Genomic DNA, 18098 nt, shown 5'->3' with positions numbered 1-18098 from the left:
AAAATATATACCATATACTTGATTATACCTTAGCTAAAAATCTAACGTCAAGCAAATTTATTTATTTCTACGAATTTTTTCAAGTTTTTCCAATATTTTATCATCAATTGAGTCTTCTAACCAATTTTTATTGATAGAATATTGTTTTTGCGTTTTGTGTTTTATATTACTTTTTACTGCATTTACTTCACAATAAAATTCACTAGACGACATCCTTGTTGCACCTCTTTGAAAAGTAACTTGCTGTTCTAAACAATCAGAAGTAACCACTAATACATCTTTCTTTCTTCCTATGTTATTAACTTTTTTTTCTATATAACTATCTGCAGTTTCACCTTCCTTAGTAAAAACAACTATGACATTTCCTATTTTCTCTTTTTTTTCTATACTTGCTGGCACTTTATGAGCATCAAATACTAAAAAAACTTTATACCCTTTGAAAGTTGCATATTCTTGAATATTATCAATCAAAGCTTGTCTAGCTCCTTCAAAATTATGCTGTTTTATGTTCCTGAGCTCAGGCCAACTATTTATAACATTATATCCGTCTACAAAAATGTACCTCATTTTATCCTTTGCTTTAATATTTCATACATAATTATTCCTCCTGCTACAGAGGCATTTAAAGAGTTAATTTTACCCGTCATAGGTATTTTTACTAACACATCACATTTTTCTTTTGTTAGTCTTGACATTCCCCTTCCCTCACTACCTATAACAAGTGCTACTGCACTTGAAAAATCTGTATTAAAGCAATAATCTTCACCATACATATCCGCACCATAAACCCAAATTCCATTTGTTTTAAGCTCTTCAATAGTATTATTTATATTAGTCACCTTAGCTATTTTTACATGTTCAACTGCCCCAGCCGATGACTTATATACAGTTGGTGTAACTCCAACATTTCTTCTTTTAGGGATGATTATACCGTGTACACCACACACTTCTGCAGTTCTAATAATAGAACCAAAATTATGAGGATCTTCAAGTTCATCTAAAATAATTATAAAGGGTTTTTCCCCTTTTTCTTCTGCATAAGCTAAAATATCACTCACTTCACAATATTTATAAGGAGTCACTACTGCTATTATTCCTTGATGAGACCCTGTTTCAGATATTTGATCAAGTTTTCTTTTATCTACTTCTTTTATTACGATTTTATTTTTCTTTGCAAATTTTATTATATCATTAATACTTCCTGATTTTTGTCCTTTTGAAATCATTATATATTCTATAGTTCTACCTGTTTTTAATATCTCTTTAATTGCATTTCTTCCTTCAATTAGATCTTCTCTAATTTTGTTATTTACCATCTTAACACATCCTTTTTGTGCTTTACTTTTGTATCATATTGCTATTATAACCCAATTGGAGTATACCAAATCACTTTTGATATAAAATTAATCATTGAACTTTCTACTATCTAGCGAAGAAAAATGATATATTGCGTAAGAAACATTTGAAAAAAAGTTTACAAGTTCTTAGTTTTACAAATTTGAAAAAGTCATTTTATGAGTTGATAATTAAGAATTGATAGTTGACAGTTATGGACACCTTTCTGCTAACGCAGAAAGCTTTTAAATTGGTTATTTTGTTTAAAGACAAAATTCACTTATCTTACTACTATATTTAATAAAAGTTTTTCTGTAAGAAAAACATCCTTTATTATCAACTATCAACTGATAAAAGCTTAGAACTTGTTACTGAAATGAAAGATTTCAGAGCAATATATCCTTTTCCGTAGCCATTATACTTCATCTTCCAAAGTTAATTTAATCATTTAAGATTTAAATATTTTTCTCTAATTTCTTGCATTTTACCACAAGTCATTTTTCCTTCAGGACATTTGTCATTTACACAACTTGGACCAGCATACTTAAACAATATTGGGGCTACTTGTTTTACTTGTTTTAACATTTCTTCTGCTAAAGATCTTATTTCCCATTGAGCTCTATTACAGCATCTATGCTTAAAAAAATTCATAAGACTTCTTGCATTCATTGTAACAATTATTTTTGTTTCACATGCATTTGGAAATACATATCTAGCATCCTCTATAGCCTTCTTCTCTGCTTGTAATTTCTTCATTCCATCTTTTAAATATTTAGATTTTAATATTTCTGTTAATTTATCATAAGCTTCTTGATCTTTATTCATTGCTTCAATAAATATTTTCTTAGCCTCTTCGTTATTTTCAATTTCTGGAGGTACAATGTATTTAAACTGATCTAATCTTACATATCTTTGACTTTGTTGAGAAAAAGATGCTATTCTATGTCTTACTAATTGGTGTGTTAAACTTCTTGAAACTCCCTCTATTGCAAATGTAAATGAAACATGTTCTATTGGTGATTCATGTCCGTATGACATTAACATATTTAAAAATTTTGCTGTTTTTTCATCTTCCAAATTTTCTTGTATTTCATCTATTCCAACTGCGCTATAGCAAAGCTTAGCAGCAGACGCAATTACTTTTTCCGGATTTGGTGTATATTCTATCAATTTAACTTTTATAGACATAGTAATTTCCTCCCTTTACTTTATGATGAAATTATTGATTTTTCTAGTATTTCATTTAATCTCTTATTTTTTTCTGTTATATACAAATATCCAATTAGAGCCTCAAATCCTGTTGCTGCTCTATAATCTTGTATATTAGCATTTTTAGGTACTGTACCTGATTTTGCATTTCTTCCTCTTTTAAATATAGCCATTTCTTCGTCTGTTAAACTATCTAAAATCTTTTTCATTATATCACTTTGAGCTTTTGCTTTTACAAAAGATATAGCCTTTACATGTAATTTGTGAACAGACATATCTCTATTGTTATCTACCAAATGAGTTCTTATAAAAACTTCATATACAGCATCCCCTATAAAGGCTAATACTAAAGGATTTAACTGTTTTGCATCTAGCTCTTTAAATCTATTTTTTAATATATCAAATTCCATATCGTAACTCCTTATTCTTTAACTTAATAAGTATATTAAATTTTTCTATCAGCTATTACTTCAAAAACTTAATATCATACAAAATAAATACTTTATAAACTAATTTTATCATAATTTTATATATAAAACTTCAAGTAATTTTATCAAATATTATGATATCATACAATAAAAAAGAAGACAGTCTTTATTACCATCTTCTTTCAATTTTAATTTACCCTGTTAATACATATAAGTATTTTGTAAAAAACCTTGTTAATTATTATCTGAACTTTCGATACTGCCTAGCGAAGGGAAATGATATATTGCGTAAGAAACATTTGAACAAAGTTTACAAGTTCTTAGCTTTACGAATTTGAAAAAAGTTATTTTTTAATTACTGATTCCTATGGAATATTAATTTAAAAATCTTTTTTCAATATGAGTAAAGCTTAGAACTTGTTACTGAAGTGAATAGTTTCTAAGCAAGATATCATTTACCGTAGCGGCTATTTTTCATCTGCGAAAATTGAGTTATTATTTCTTTATATGCCATCTCACACCCTGTGGTGTATCTTCCAACACTATTCCCTCAACATTCAACTCATCTCTTATTTTATCTGCTAAAGCCCAATTTTTATCTTTTCTAGCTTTCTGTCTTTGATCTATAAGTTTTTCAATTCTTTCCTCTAAGCTTATTTTAGTTGATTTTTGTAATATACCAAGAGGCAATCCTAATTCTCTTATTAAGTCTAAGCACTGTTGTACCAATTCTTTTGATGAATTAATATTTACATTTATATTTATATCTTTTATCAAATCAAATATAACAGATATTGCATCAGCAGTATTAAAGTCATCATCCATTTTTTCAATATATTTTTCTCTATAAGATAATAAAATATTAGCAAATTCTTTATCATCCTTTGTCATAAAGTCATTATTAACCTCACCTAATAAGTTTTCTAAATTACTTATAGTATTATATATTCTTTCAACAGATACCTTAGCTGAATCTAATAACTCTTTACTGAAATTAAGTTGATTTCTATAATGTGCAGATAACATAAAAAATCTAATAACATCCGCATCATATTTCTCTAATATTTCTCTTGCAGTAAAGAAGTTATTTAAAGACTTTGACATTTTTTTATTATCTATATTTAGATAAGCTGCATGAATCCAATAATTAACGAATTTCTTACCACTTCTAGCCTCACTTTGGGCAATCTCATTTTGATGATGTGGGAAAATAAGATCCATACCACCACCATGTATGTCTATAGTTTCTCCTAGTAATTTATGAGCCATACAAGAACATTCTATATGCCAACCAGGTCTTCCCATACCCCATGGACTTTTCCAAGCTGGCTCTCCAGGTTTCTGACTTTTCCAAACAGCAAAATCCATTGGATCTTTTTTTCTCTCATCTACACTTATTCTTGCTCCAGCTTGTAAATCATCTAAATTTTGACCTGAAAGTTTACCATACTCTTTAAACTTCTTAGTGTCAAAATATACATCTCCATCTACTTCATAAGCATAACCTTTGTCGATCAAATCTTTTACGAATTTAATAATTTCATTAATGTATTCTGTTGCTCTAGGATTAGTAGTTGCTCTCTTTAATTCTAAAGCATCAGCATCTTTATAATATTCTTTGATAAATCTATCTCCTAGTTCTTTCACTGTAATATCTTCTTCATTTGCTCTTTTAATCATTTTATCATCAATATCTGTGAAGTTTTGAACAAAATTTACTTCATATCCTCTATATTCTAAATATTTTCTTATTGTATCAAAAATTATAAAAGTTCTACCATTACCAATATGAAAAAAATTATAGACTGTAGGTCCACATACGTACATTCTAACCTTTCCTTCTTCTATAGGTACAAAATCTTCCTTCTTTCTTGTCATAGTATTGAATATTTTCATAAACATACCCTCCTGTAAAAAAACATCTCTCCTATTAATTTTAATATACACTTGTCCAAGTTACAAATAAACTTATAAAATTTTTAAAACAATGACATGCAAAATGCATGTCATTGTTTTTTACCATCCTACTTATTATTTTATGCTGCATTTATCTAAAACTTCTTTTACCTTAGATACAACATCTTCTACCTTTATTACATCCGGTTCTTTACCACTTCTTAATTTAAATTCAACTTCTCCATCAGAAATTCTTTTACCTACTGTTATTCTCACTGGTATTCCGATTAAATCAGCATCTTTAAACTTAACGCCTGCTCTTTCTTTTCTATCATCTAAAAGTACTTCTATTCCTAATTCTTTTAATTTATTGTAAATTTCTTCAGCAGCTTTCATTTGTTCCTCTTTCTTATAAACTGCTGGAACTACTACAACATGATATGGAGCTACTGATAATGGCCAAACTACTCCATTTTCATCATAATGCTGTTCAATTACAGCTGCCATAGTTCTATTTACCCCTATACCATAGCATCCCATAATTAATGGTTTTGGACTTCCATCTTCATCAATAAATGTTGCACCCATTGATTCTGAATATTTAGTACCTAATTTAAAAATATGTCCTACTTCTATTCCTCTAGCTATTGTAATAGGTTTTCCACATCTTGGGCATTTTTCTCCTTCAACTACTTTTCTAAAATCTCCAACTTTCCCTTCAAAATCTCTACCATAATTCACATTAACATAGTGGTATCCAGTCTCATTTCCTCCTACTATGAAGTTATACATATTTTTAACTTCTTCATCTACTAACAATTCATCTACTTTTATTCCTATAGGACCTGCAAAACCAACTTGAGCATTTGTTGCTTGCTTAACAGTTTCAACATCTGCCATCTCAAATTCTACAGCTCCACCTATTGCATTACTAACTTTTATTTCATTTACCTCTCTATCTCCTCTTACCATAACACCAATAACTCTATCATCAGCTCTATATATCAAAGTCTTAGCAAATTTCTTAGAAGTAGTACTAAAAAATTTAACTAATTCTTCAATAGTTCTAACATTTGGTGTTTCTACTTTCTTTAATTCCATCATTTCTTCTTCTTCACTTATTTCTGGAGTAGCTGTTGCCTTTTCTACATTTGCTGCATAATCACAACTACTGCAGAATACTACTTCATCTTCACCTATAGCTGATTTCACCATAAATTCTGCAGAACCTGCTCCTCCCATTGCACCTGAATCCGCTTCAACGCAACTGTATTCCAATTCACATCTTGTAAATATTTTCTTATAAGCCTCATACATCTTATTATATGATATATCTAATCCTTTATTATCTTTGTCAAAACTATAAGCATCTTTCATTATAAATTCTCTTGATCTCATTACTCCAAATCTAGGTCTTCTTTCATCTCTATATTTTGTTTGAATTTGATAAAGATTTAATGGTAATTGTTTATATGAATTTATCTCATTTCTAGCTATATCTGTAAATACTTCTTCATGTGTAGGTCCTAAACAAAACTCTCTTTCATTTCTATCTTTTAACTTAAACATTTCCGGTCCAAAAACTTCCCATCTTCCAGACTCTTTCCATAATTCTGATGGTATAACTGCAGAAGCTAAAAATTCCTGTGCTCCAGCATTATCCATTTCTTCTCTAACTATATTTTCTATCTTTTTTATAACTCTTAATCCAAGTGGCATAAAATTATATACTCCTGATGCCATCTTTTTCATCATTCCTGCTCTAAGCATTAACTGATGACTTGGTATTTCTGCTTCTTTTGGAATTTCTCTCAATGTACTTATAAGCATATTTGACATTCTCATAATTTATTTTCCTCCTTATTTTTCCTACTTTTTCTTAAACATAGAACAAATGCATTTATTGCATAAAAAATCTTTCACCTCAGTAAGAAATTATAAATTTATATAGTTCAATTTTGCACAAACTTACTATGTACTAAATTTACTTAATCTTAAAACAATATTTTTCTTGAAAAATTTATAATTCCCTACTAAAACTAGCTTTCATTATATTTTGTGAAAGTATGTTTAATAAAATTTTCCTTAATAAATAAAAAAACTCGCCCTATTTTAGGGCGAGTTAAATCGCGGTACCACCTAAGTTTTTTCTTAATCATATAACGGTATCTTCCGGTAGTTTTTAACTACAGCTCCGAAGTAGGTTCAAAACTATTGAAGATCTTACAGCCAAGGATCTTCTCTCTGCAAGCAGTTTCTACTAATCTTCATCATAGCTAACTATTCAGTTACTAATATAATATACCCATTATACTGTATTCTGTCAATAGCTTACTTTATCTAATAGATTTTGTGCTATTACCAAATCTTCTGGAGTAGTTATTTTAATATTATCATAACTTCCTTCATAAAGATATACCTTATGTCCATATCTTTCCACAACCATTGTATCATCTGTAACATTTATATTTTGTTTTTTTATTTTTTTATGGCATTCTAATATTAAATCATATCTAAAACTTTGAGGTGTCTGAACACAAAATAACTCTTCTCTTTTTAAAGTACTATGTGAAAATCCATCATTACATTTTATTTTTATTGTATCTTTAGGTGAAACTCCACAAGCACTTGCACCATACAATTTAGCATATTTTATTGCATTTTTTATGATAAATTCGTTTATAAATGGTCTTGCACCATCATGAATTAATACTATATCACAGTTTTTAACAGCCTTAAGTCCATTCAATACAGAGTCTTGTCTTTGCAATCCACCTTCAATAATCTTAGAAACTTTACACATATTATACTTTTCCACAACTTCTCTTCTGCAATAGTCTATTTCATCTTGAGCTGCTACTACAATAACATCATCTATTAATTCACTTTTCAAAAATGCTTTTAATGTGTAATATAGTATAGGCTTATTTTTAAGCTTTATATATTGCTTATTTATGCCTTTGTTCATTCTATTTCCTTTACCTGCAGCTAAGATAATTGCACACGTCCTTTTCATATTAATCCTCTCTCGATCATATACACTTATTTAATTTTCATCCTTTTGTTTAGCAAAAATCATTCTTCCAGCAGCTGTCTGAAGTACAGAAGTAACTATTACTCGTTTAGTTTCTCCTATAAATTTTCTTCCGCCTTCTACTACAATCATAGTTCCATCATCTAAATATCCTATACCTTGGCCAGATTCTTTACCATCTTTTACTATTTGTATAACCATTTCTTCTCCTGGTAATACCATAGGTTTAACAGCGTTAGCCAATTCATTAATATTTAACACAGCTACTCCTTGGAACTTAGCAACTTTATTTAAGTTAAAGTCATTAGTTACTACTTTCCCCCCTAAAACCTGTGCAAGTTTTAATAATTTACTATCTACTTCATCTATCTCAGGGAAATCCTTCTCAGATATTTGTACTTCTATATCTAATTCTTTTTGAATTTTATTTAATATGTCAAGTCCCCTTCTTCCTCTATTTCTTTTCAAAGAATCTGAGGAATCTGCAATATGTCTTAATTCTGCTAAAACAAAATTAGGAATTACTAAAGCGCCTTCTACAAAACCTGTTTGACAAATATCTAATATCCTTCCATCTATAATTACAGAAGTATCTAAAACCTTAGGAGTGCCTTTAAATACATTTTTTTGTTTTTTATCTTTAGCAGTATTGGGTTTTCTCAAATTCGAAAAAAATCCAATGATATCTTCTCTTTTTCTTGTTGCAATGTTAATACCAAGAGCTGCCATAATTATTGCCAAAAGTATAGCCGCAATAGTTCCTAATACACCAAAATTTGAAAAGTAAGGTGTTATAAGTGCTGAAATTATAAGTCCTACAATTGCTCCTCCAGTACCAAATAAAATTTCATTAGCAGAAAGCTTTTGAAACCTATTTTCTATGTACTCCATAGCTTTCATTATGATAGAGTTTATCAATGGAGAAATTAAAAACATTATAAGTCCAAATAATACTACACAAAAGATTAAAAAACTAGCTGCAAGAATAGCATTTGATTTAAAATAATCAATTTTACTAAAATAATTAGTTTCTAATAATGTTTTTCCAATAATATATCCTATTATTGTTCCCGTTATAGTAAATAACCCTCTTAAAATTTTCTTTAACATTACTTTCACCTCCCTAAAATGAATTATATTATAAGTATTAGCATATTCAATATTTTTCAATCCTATAATAATTAATATATATTAATAATATTTTTATTTCAATAATAATTAAATGAACAAATTGAAAATTAATTTTAAATAAACAATGTCTTATGTGTATTTTAATAAATCTCTTTGAAAGTCCAAGTATGTTTACTTACAATATTTTGATAAATAAATTCCCCCTATAATTTATTTTTAATTTAGTTTATCATATATTTAAACTTAAAATTTAATCTTTAGTGTTATTGACAAAATTGTCTGAAAAAAATTATAATTACATTAAGAAGTCTATTCCAAATTTTTGTAAGGAGTTGAACTCAATGAAAGACATTATTTTTGATGATTTCCAAAATTCTGTATCAGAGTCTTTATTAAGGCATAAAAGTATTTTAGATATAATGACTAAACTTCAAGAATCTGAAGCCAGAATAAATAGAGCTATTGCTAAATCTGTAACTAATTGTGGTTGTATACAAATAGAAGCGGGGAGACAGAAATTACCAAATGATAGTATAGATAATAAAAATTTACAAAACTATTTAGAAACACACATAAAGGGTGAAATGTGTGAAAACTGTAGAGAAGTTTTAGAAAAAGAAATCGGCAATAATTTTTTCTATCTATTTTCTCTTTGTAATACATTGGATTTAAATTTGTATGACATTCTTTTGAAAGAATATAACAGAATTAATACACTAGGAAAATTTTCACTAAAATAATATATAATATAGCACAAAATAATTATTTTGTGCTATATTAGACTATAATTGTTTATCAAGCATAAACTGTTCTCTTAATCTTCTTAATCCATTTCTTATAGCCTTTGCCCTTGCTTCTCCTATGCCTTCTACACTATCTAATTGCTCATAGTTAGCTTCCATAATAGCCTTTAGTTCTTTGAAATTAATAACTAAGTTTTCAATTACATTGACAGGGATTCTAGGTATTTTATTAAGCATTCTGTATCCTCTAGGAGATATTAATGTATCTACTAATGGAACTCCTGTGTAGCCTAATAATTTTGAGATAGCATCTAAATCAAGTAACTCTTCTGAAGACATATTTTGGAGATGCTTATAGATTTCATTATAATCCATATCACTTTCACAATAGTCTCTTATTAATAATATTCCATCTTCTTCAACATCTTTTATAAGTTCATTTAACTGCATAGATATTAATCTACCTTCATTTCCTAATTCATATATATACATCTCAATTTCACCAACTATTCTCATAACCATCTCAGTCCTTTGAATAGCTGTTACAACGTCAAATAGAGTAACCAAATCCTGGAATTCTAATAAATTTAAATTGCTTAAAACCCTATCAAGTACTGAAACATATTTTTCTAATGTTTGAAGTGCCTGATTGGCTCTTGCAAGAATTATACTGCTATCTCTTAAAACATATTTTATTTTTCCTTTGTATAAAGTTATAACATTTCTTCTTTGTGAAATGGCTACAACTATAGCACCTGTCTGTCTAGCTACTCTATGTGCTGTTCTATGCCTAGTACCTGTTTCAAATGTAGGAATTGAAGAATCTGGAATAAGTTGAGCATTTGCATACAATATACTCTTTAAATCACTACTTATTACAATAGCTCCATCCATTTTTGCAAGCTCATACACATATGAAGGACTATATTCAGAATTAATATTAAATCCCCCATCTACAAGTTGCAATATTTCCTCACTATCACTCAATACTATAAGTCCACCTGTTTTAGCTCTTAAAATATTTTCTAATCCCTCACGAAGCTGCGTACCTGGTGCCATTATTCTTAAAATATTCATTAACTCTTTATCCTTATTAAATCTCACTTTTACTCACCCTACCCTAAAAAACTTTACTAATAGCTTCTCTTAACGACGTTACTCCCAGTAAATTTATTTTATCATTACTTATTTTTTCCACATTTCTGTATGGTACAATAATGTTTTGAAATCCCATCTTACTTGCTTCATTTACTAATTTTTCGCAATAAGCTACTGGTCTAACTTCTGATGTTAAACCCACTTCTCCTACTATAGCCATTCTATTTAGTTTAAATTGCTTTCCTCTAGCACTTGATACCAATGCTAATGCTAATCCTAAATCTCCAAATGTTCCGTCAATACTTAACCCTCCAACTACATTTACATATACATCACAATTATAAAAAGGTATTCTTAATTTTTTTTCTAAAACAGCTAAAATTAAATTTAATCTTGATGTATCAACACCTACAGCCGTTCTTCTAGGCATAACTGCTTTAGTTTCACTTACAAGTGCTTGTATTTCAACCAACAAAGGTCTTGTACCTTCCATTATGCCTATAACTGATGAACCTTCTTGATTGAAATTAGTCTCTTCTAAAAATACTTCGGATGGATTTAGTATTTCCTTAAGCCCTATTTCACTCATTTCGAAAACTCCTATTTCACTTGTTGTACCAAAACGATTTTTCATAGTTCTGAGTACTCTAAATTCTTGAGTTCTTTCTCCCTCAAAATATAAAACAGTATCTACCATATGTTCTAAAACTCTAGGTCCTGCCAACTCTCCTTGTTTTGTTACATGTGCCACTATAAAAAAGCAAATATTTGTATTTTTAGCCAGTCTCATAAGTTCATTTGAACATTCTCTTACCTGTGATACACTTCCAGGCGCTGAAGAAAATTGTGAATTGTATAGGGTTTGAATCGAATCAATTATTACAAACACAGGTCTAATAGAATCTACATGTTTCTTAATAATATCTATATTAGTTTCAGATACAATAAAAAGATTAGGAAACATTACTTTAAGTCTATTTCCTCTCATTTTTATTTGTTCTTCAGATTCCTCACCAGACACATATAATACTTTACCATATTGTTTTGCAATACTGCTAGCACTTTGTAAAAGAAGAGTAGACTTACCTATTCCAGGATCTCCTGAAATCAATGTTAAAGATCCCTTTACAAGTCCTCCCCCTAATACTCTATTTAATTCTTTTATTCCCGTATCATATCTTTCATATTCACTAGATTTTATATCAACTATACTTTTAGGTATACTCAAATTATTATCTTGTACTACTTTATTGTTACGAGATGTATCTCGAACTTCTTCTACCATAGTATTCCATGCTCCACACTCTGGACATTTTCCCATCCATCTTGCACTTTCATAACCACATTTCTCACATACAAAAAAATTCTTAATTTTACCCATTCATATATCTCCTATTTTGCACATATTTCAAATAAAAAAACCACATTAAAAAACGTGGTCAATAAAACTACCCAAATATATATTATATACTTATTACTTTACAATTTCTACAATTTTTAATACAAATTTAATATATTAATAAAATTTTAATATATATTTTGAAATTTTGATTATTAATATACATATTCAACTTAATAATACAATTTATTCTTCTAAATCTATATAAAAATTTTCACCATATCTCATCATTTTTGCTCTTACATCTCCTAAATATTCAACAAGAATATTATCTTCTTTCTGTACAGGTTCAGTATGTACAAAAAATTCGATTTGTGTAATATTATATATTTTTTCCCCTTTTCTAGACAACACAGGTACTTTCAAAATAAATTGATGTCTACTAGTAATAAATTTAATAAAATGCTTATGTAAAATCATATTATCCGATACAATTATATTTATAGGATCGGTCCCTTCTAGTACCATATTTCCTTTCAATATGATTTTAAATCCGTCTTTATTGTTAAATTTTTCAAATTCTTTTTGTTTATATTCTCCATCTTTTTTGATTAAATATTTTGTACAAGAATAATCATCGATTTTCACTACTATTTCCTTACTACGTACTTTATTGATAAAAAAATCATAAAGATACAATGAAGATTTTGTATACTCACCTTTCCAATTTGGACATAAATCATCTAACAAAATACATAAAGCTGCACCTGATGAATAGCAGCTTATTCTTAAATTACTCAATATAGTATTATCTACTTCCAGTTTTTGAATAAATTTTGATAATATATATTCATCTGATAAACAACTAACATCTGAAAATGCTTTATATTCTACATATGTAGCTGTACCTTCTATACTCTCAACTGCTAATTCATAATTAATATATTCTCCTATATATTTTTTCCTCTTTTCTCTGCAAAACTTAAACATACCAATTAATTGTTTTTGTATTTGTCCATCTTTTTCAAATACTGATCTTAATAAATATTCTCTCTCTCTATTTCTTAATTCAATATTATCTCTTAAAATAGGATATTGTATATATATCATTTCTTGAACAAACCTTTTATCCTTATTTATTATCTGAACACCATGAAATAATTCATGAATAACTAAAGAATATATTTTTTCAAATGAAGTTAATGGAGTAATTATTGTTATATTTAATATACCAGTAATATAATTATTTAATGAAATAGCTGTATTCCCTGTAAATCTACTATCCCAAGGTCCTATAAATACATTATTCTCATTTGTAAAACTCTTAGGTGGATTCTTATGATTAATTAAAAAAACTTTTTTATTATTGTATAATGCTATAGGTAACTTATTAAAATTAGGCCAATATATATTCAAATTTTCATTTATTTTTTCATCAAGTTTGTATAATAAATCAATCACATCTTTATCCTCATATAGTCGCATTAAATTGCCCCCCTTAAATTTATCATTAAAAAATAACATATATTTGTTCAATATACAAAATATTTTCTATTTTGTGATTATTGTTATAATTATACCATATTTTTCTTAATGATACAGAACAAAGGCACATATTGCATAAAAAAAGACTTCATCAAAGTGAAGTCTCAATTAAGTATTTTCTATATTTATCTTATATTTTTAGATACTTATATTGATTGAAATTATTTTAATTAATAATAAAAATGAATTATTATATAATTATTGTATTAATTCATCAGTATCTATATCTATAGCTTCTTGTTTTTTACACTTATTTTGCTTTTTATCACTTATAAGTGATATTACTGCTGCTAAACATAAAGTTATAATTATTCCTTTTTTCTTCATTTCATAATCCCCACCTTTCATCTATTATTATAAGTAACCATATCTAAAATATAAAATATTTTTTTAATATCTATACCCTTACTTTTTATATTTATTTTTTTATCTGTTTCAATATATAAATCTTCAATACTATTATAACAGTTTTAAACTTTTATAATGTTTTTCATTTATTAAAATACTCAACTTCCACAGTAAAAAAATACTGCTTAGCGAAGGGAAATAATATATTGCGTAAGAAACATTTGAACAAAGTTTACAAGTTCTTAGCTTTACGAATTTGAAAAAAGTTATTTTTTAATTACTGATTCCTATGGAATATTAATTAAAAAATCTTTTTTCAATATGAGTAAAGCTTAGAAATTGTTACTGAAGTGAAAGGTTTCTAAGCAATATATCATTTCCCGTAGCGGCTGTTTTTCACATACGAATAAAACCTCTAGTTTTTCTACCAGAGGTTTTATATATTATATATTATTTAAACTTCTGCACAAATGAAGTAACGCTTAATGTAGACAATTTATTCTTTATTAAATAATAAATCATTACCTTTACCAATAACATTTACAGTATCACCCTTAGAAATATTTCCTTTTAATATCTCTTCAGATAGCTTATCTTCTATTGCCTTGGTAATTGCTCTTCTTAATGGTCTTGCACCATACGTTGGATCAAATCCACGTTTAGCTAATATTTCTTCTGAAACATCATCGAATTTTATATTAATGTTTTGATTTTTCAATCTTTCACTTACATCCTCTAACATTAAATCAACTATTTCTTTTAAATGAACTTCTTCTAATTGGTGAAAAACTATTATATCATCAATTCTGTTTAAAAATTCAGGTCTAAATGTACGCTTGATTTCCTCCATTATATTTTCTTTCATTTTTTCATACTCTGTCTCACTTTTATTATTTGAAACTGCAAAACCTAAAGATTTCTGTTTCTTTATAGTCTCTGCACCAGCATTTGAAGTCATTATAATTATTGTATTTCTGAAATCCACTGTTTTACCTTTTCCATCTGTCAATCTTCCATCCTCTAATATTTGAAGTAAAATATTAAAAACATCTGGATGAGCTTTTTCTATTTCATCAAACAATATTACTGAATAAGGATTTCTTCTTACCTTATCAGTTAATTGTCCACCTTCTTCATATCCAACATACCCTGGAGGTGAACCTATAAGTCTTGATACTGTATGTTTCTCCATATATTCAGACATGTCAACTCTTATCATATTCTTTTCATCACCAAACATAGCTTCAGCTAAAGCCTTAGATAACTCTGTTTTTCCTACTCCTGTAGGTCCTAAGAATATAAATGAACCAATTGGACGTTTTGGGTCTTTAAGACCAACTCTTGCTCTTCTTACTGCTCTAGCAATAGATTTTACTGCTTCCTTTTGGCCAATAACTCTATTATGAAGTATGTCTTCTAACTTAAGAAGTTTTTCTGATTCTGTTTCCGTAAGTCTCTCAATAGGAATATTAGTCCATTTTGCTACTACATTTGCTATCTGTTTTTCAGAAACTATTTGCTCACTTACTTCACTTTGAGTTTTCCAATTTGTTTTTGAATTTTCTAGTTTATCCTTTAAAGATTTTTCTTCATCTCTTAACTTAGCCGCTTTTTCAAAGTCTTGAACTTTTATTGCATCAGATTTTTCTTTTGATACTTTTTCAAGTTTATCCTCTAAACTCTTAAGATCTGGTGGAGCAGTTAAATTTTGAATCCTTACCATTGCACCAGCTTCATCAATTAAATCAATAGCTTTATCTGGTAAGTATCTATCTGTTATATATCTATCTGACAAATTTACTGCAGCTTCAATAGCATCATCTGTAATTTTCACCCCATGATGTGCTTCATATTTATCTCTTAATCCTCTCAAAATTTCAACAGCTTCCTCTTTTGTAGGTTCTCCAACAATAACAGGTTGAAATCTTCTCTCAAGTGCAGAATCTTTTTCAATATATTTTCTATATTCATCTATTGTAGTAGCTCCAATGCATTGAATTTCTCCTCTTGCAAGTGCTGGTTTTAAAATATTAGAAGCATCAATAGCACCTTCTGCTCCTCCTGCTCCTATTATTGTATGAATTTCATCTATAAATAAAATAACATCTTTCGTATTTCTTATTTCTTCCATAACCTTTTTTAACCTATCTTCAAATTCGCCTCTATATTTTGATCCAGCAATTAATGAAGATAAATCTAACGTAACTACCCTCTTGTCTTTTAAAATCTCTGGTATATTACCTGATACTATTTTTTCAGCTAATCCTTCAGCAATAGCTGTTTTACCTACTCCTGGATCTCCTATTAAACAAGGATTATTTTTCATTCTCCTGCATAATATTTCCAGTACTCTTTCTGTTTCCTTTTCTCTGCCTATAACTGGATCCAGTTTATCTTCTTTAGACATTTCTGTTAAATCTCTACCATATTTATTTAGCATAGGTGTAGATTTATTATTTGATTTTGAATTAGATTGTTCCCTTTGATTTTGTTCTCCCGAAATATTTGACATAATATCTTTAATTAATTTATTAAAATTCACATTAGAATTTGCAAGTATAGTATAAGCTACTCCTTCTCCTTCTCTAATTAAAGCAAGAAGGATATGTTCTGGACTTATATAATTGTGATTTAGATTTCTTGCCTCTATCAAACTTATTTCTAGTAATCGCTTTGTTCTTGGTGTTAATGGAATTTCATTATTAATGAAATCTATGTCTCCTTTTCCCTCATATTTATTAACAAACTCTCTAACTTTATCTACAGTAACTTGTTGATTTTCTAAACATTTTTTTGAAATACCTTCTTCTTTTAAAATTCCCAAAAGTATATGTTCCGTCCCTACATATCCATGTCTAAAATTTTTTGCTTCTTCTTGAGCACCTAAAAATACTTTTTGAGAACGTTCCGTAAATCTTCCAAATATCACCCATATCACCTCAACTCATTCATTATATTCTTAATTTTTCTTTTACAAGTTTAGCTCTATTTAAGTCTCTTTCTCTTTGTGAAAGATTTATTTTAGAATTTTTTTGTAATATAGCTGGTTGTATTGACACTAATAAATCATTTAATATCTTCTTATTTACATCTGTTATTATACCCATTTCTACTCCCATTCTTACATATGATAAAAGTTTTAAACATTCCTTGGAATCCAAAAGTACAGCAGAACGTAAAATTCCTAATGCTCTATATATCTTATCTTCTATTTCATATCTATATTTTTTTATTATTCTATCTCTTGCCATATTTTCTTGATTAATTATTTGTTTAATTATTGCTATTAGATTAGCTACTATCTCCTTTTCACTTATTCCTAATGTAATTTGATTTGAAATTTGAAATAAATTTCCTTCCGATTTAGATCCTTCTCCATATATACCTCTTATAGTCATTCCTAAATGTGAAATAGCACTTAATACCTGATCAATTTCATTTTCCATTACTAGTGCTGGTAGATGAATCATTATAGAAGCCCTTAATCCTGTACCTAAATTAGTAGGGCACGCTGTAAGGTATCCCAATTTCTCATGAAAGGCATAATTTAATTTTTGTTCTAACATATCATCTAACCCATTTGCCTCTTTAAATGCTTCTTCTAAATTTAATCCTGCTGTTATACATTGAATTCTTAAATGATCTTCTTCATTTATCATAATACTTACTGTTTCATCTTTATTTAAAATAAATGCTGATGCTGATTTAGAAGCATTACTAATAAGCTTAGGGCTTACTAAATGTTTTTCTAAAAAGGTATTATTTGATATGTTATCTTCATTCAATAAGTATACAGTTTTATACTTTTCTTTATTGTTTAAATTTACATAAAAAGCATCTTCAACTTGTTTTACTATTTCCTTAGCTTTTTCAGTTTCTAATTTATCTGGAAATGGTATTTTTTCTAAGTTTCTAGCTAATCTTATTCTACTGCTTAAAACAATATCATTCTGCTCGCTATCAGCCTTTATCCAATTTTCCATGATATCAAC

The 18098-nt window shown here is 28.1% G+C and carries 15 protein-coding genes and 1 other annotated feature; of the genes, 1 reads left to right on the top strand and 14 read right to left on the bottom strand.

What is annotated here, in order from left to right; all coding sequences use genetic code 11:
- Positions 1–57 precede the first annotated feature (57 nt).
- The 8 genes from ACFIJ5_RS01860 to ACFIJ5_RS01825 form a co-directional block, all read right to left on the bottom strand.
- The gene (locus tag ACFIJ5_RS01860; RefSeq protein ID WP_379803114.1) at positions 58–567 is read right to left on the bottom strand and encodes an NYN domain-containing protein; all 510 of its coding nucleotides are present in this window, start codon (positions 565–567) and stop codon (positions 58–60) included.
- A complete protein-coding gene (gene rlmB, locus ACFIJ5_RS01855; protein WP_379803112.1) occupies positions 564–1316 on the bottom strand; it encodes a 23S rRNA (guanosine(2251)-2'-O)-methyltransferase RlmB in 753 nt (250 codons plus the stop codon). Before rlmB ends, ACFIJ5_RS01860 begins: the two co-directional genes overlap by 4 nt.
- 463 nt (positions 1317–1779) lie before the next feature.
- Positions 1780–2523: an FAD-dependent thymidylate synthase gene (gene thyX, locus ACFIJ5_RS01850; RefSeq protein ID WP_379803109.1), complete on the bottom strand. Its 744-nt coding sequence runs from the start codon at positions 2521–2523 to the stop codon at positions 1780–1782.
- A gap of 20 nt (positions 2524–2543) precedes the next feature.
- Entirely contained in the window at positions 2544–2954 is a 411-nt protein-coding gene (locus ACFIJ5_RS01845; RefSeq protein ID WP_379803106.1) for a Mini-ribonuclease 3, read from the bottom strand.
- 513 nt (positions 2955–3467) lie between these two features.
- Positions 3468–4868: a cysteine--tRNA ligase gene (gene cysS / locus ACFIJ5_RS01840; RefSeq protein ID WP_379803103.1), complete on the bottom strand. Its 1401-nt coding sequence runs from the start codon at positions 4866–4868 to the stop codon at positions 3468–3470.
- A gap of 135 nt (positions 4869–5003) precedes the next feature.
- Complete coding sequence (locus ACFIJ5_RS01835; RefSeq protein ID WP_379803100.1) at positions 5004–6713, bottom strand: proline--tRNA ligase; 1710 nt, start codon at positions 6711–6713, stop codon at positions 5004–5006.
- A gap of 265 nt (positions 6714–6978) precedes the next feature.
- Positions 6979–7151 (bottom strand) — a binding site (T-box leader).
- A gap of 40 nt (positions 7152–7191) precedes the next feature.
- On the bottom strand, positions 7192–7884 hold the full coding sequence (ispD, locus tag ACFIJ5_RS01830) for a 2-C-methyl-D-erythritol 4-phosphate cytidylyltransferase (protein ID WP_379803098.1): 693 nt from the start codon (positions 7882–7884) through the stop codon (positions 7192–7194).
- A gap of 30 nt (positions 7885–7914) precedes the next feature.
- The gene (locus tag ACFIJ5_RS01825; protein ID WP_379803096.1) at positions 7915–9012 is read right to left on the bottom strand and encodes a PIN/TRAM domain-containing protein; all 1098 of its coding nucleotides are present in this window, start codon (positions 9010–9012) and stop codon (positions 7915–7917) included.
- 362 nt (positions 9013–9374) lie between these two features.
- On the opposite strand from ACFIJ5_RS01825, the gene ACFIJ5_RS01820 reads away from it, so the two are divergent.
- Complete coding sequence (locus tag ACFIJ5_RS01820) at positions 9375–9773, top strand: nucleoside triphosphate pyrophosphohydrolase family protein (protein WP_379803094.1); 399 nt, start codon at positions 9375–9377, stop codon at positions 9771–9773.
- 42 nt (positions 9774–9815) lie between these two features.
- On the opposite strand, the gene disA is transcribed toward ACFIJ5_RS01820, so the two are convergent.
- The 6 genes from disA to ACFIJ5_RS01790 form a co-directional block, all read right to left on the bottom strand.
- Entirely contained in the window at positions 9816–10880 is a 1065-nt protein-coding gene (gene disA / locus ACFIJ5_RS01815) for a DNA integrity scanning diadenylate cyclase DisA (protein ID WP_379803091.1), read from the bottom strand.
- Between the two features lie 16 nt (positions 10881–10896).
- The gene (gene radA / locus ACFIJ5_RS01810) at positions 10897–12255 is read right to left on the bottom strand and encodes a DNA repair protein RadA (RefSeq protein ID WP_379803088.1); all 1359 of its coding nucleotides are present in this window, start codon (positions 12253–12255) and stop codon (positions 10897–10899) included.
- A 204-nt stretch (positions 12256–12459) separates the two neighbouring features.
- Positions 12460–13698, bottom strand: coding sequence for a hypothetical protein (locus ACFIJ5_RS01805; RefSeq protein WP_379803086.1), 1239 nt, complete (start codon positions 13696–13698; stop codon positions 12460–12462).
- 258 nt (positions 13699–13956) lie between these two features.
- Positions 13957–14085 carry a hypothetical protein gene (locus ACFIJ5_RS01800; RefSeq protein WP_379803083.1) on the bottom strand — a complete coding sequence of 43 codons (129 nt, stop codon included), beginning with the start codon at positions 14083–14085 and terminating at the stop codon, positions 13957–13959.
- A 517-nt stretch (positions 14086–14602) separates the two neighbouring features.
- Positions 14603–17035 carry an ATP-dependent Clp protease ATP-binding subunit gene (locus ACFIJ5_RS01795; protein WP_379809498.1) on the bottom strand — a complete coding sequence of 811 codons (2433 nt, stop codon included), beginning with the start codon at positions 17033–17035 and terminating at the stop codon, positions 14603–14605.
- Between the two features lie 22 nt (positions 17036–17057).
- Positions 17058–18089 (bottom strand): protein arginine kinase, encoded by a 1032-nt coding sequence (locus ACFIJ5_RS01790; protein WP_379803081.1) that lies wholly within the window; start codon positions 18087–18089, stop codon positions 17058–17060.
- Positions 18090–18098 lie beyond the last annotated feature (9 nt).

The organism is Haloimpatiens myeolchijeotgali (assembly GCF_042688525.2).
Lineage (GTDB): Bacteria > Bacillota > Clostridia > Clostridiales > Clostridiaceae > Haloimpatiens.
The sequence above is the reverse complement of the archived record's forward strand: the minus strand, read 5'-3'. Positions and strand labels throughout refer to the sequence as shown.

Excerpts from the sequence above, each read along its gene's own strand:
- ACFIJ5_RS01820 (WP_379803094.1), top strand. The coding sequence starts at position 9,375 with ATGAAAGACATTATTTTTGATGATTTCCAAAATTCTGTATCAGAGTCT.
- ACFIJ5_RS01800 (WP_379803083.1), bottom strand. The coding sequence starts at position 14,085 with ATGAAGAAAAAAGGAATAATTATAACTTTATGTTTAGCAGCAGTAATA.
- cysS (WP_379803103.1), bottom strand. The coding sequence starts at position 4,868 with ATGAAAATATTCAATACTATGACAAGAAAGAAGGAAGATTTTGTACCT.
- ACFIJ5_RS01790 (WP_379803081.1), bottom strand. The coding sequence starts at position 18,089 with ATGGAAAATTGGATAAAGGCTGATAGCGAGCAGAATGATATTGTTTTA.
- ACFIJ5_RS01805 (WP_379803086.1), bottom strand. The coding sequence starts at position 13,698 with ATGCGACTATATGAGGATAAAGATGTGATTGATTTATTATACAAACTT.
- rlmB (WP_379803112.1), bottom strand. The coding sequence starts at position 1,316 with ATGGTAAATAACAAAATTAGAGAAGATCTAATTGAAGGAAGAAATGCA.
- ACFIJ5_RS01835 (WP_379803100.1), bottom strand. The coding sequence starts at position 6,713 with ATGAGAATGTCAAATATGCTTATAAGTACATTGAGAGAAATTCCAAAA.
- thyX (WP_379803109.1), bottom strand. The coding sequence starts at position 2,523 with ATGTCTATAAAAGTTAAATTGATAGAATATACACCAAATCCGGAAAAA.
- ispD (WP_379803098.1), bottom strand. The coding sequence starts at position 7,884 with ATGAAAAGGACGTGTGCAATTATCTTAGCTGCAGGTAAAGGAAATAGA.
- ACFIJ5_RS01860 (WP_379803114.1), bottom strand. The coding sequence starts at position 567 with ATGAGGTACATTTTTGTAGACGGATATAATGTTATAAATAGTTGGCCT.
- radA (WP_379803088.1), bottom strand. The coding sequence starts at position 12,255 with ATGGGTAAAATTAAGAATTTTTTTGTATGTGAGAAATGTGGTTATGAA.
- ACFIJ5_RS01845 (WP_379803106.1), bottom strand. The coding sequence starts at position 2,954 with ATGGAATTTGATATATTAAAAAATAGATTTAAAGAGCTAGATGCAAAA.
- ACFIJ5_RS01825 (WP_379803096.1), bottom strand. The coding sequence starts at position 9,012 with ATGTTAAAGAAAATTTTAAGAGGGTTATTTACTATAACGGGAACAATA.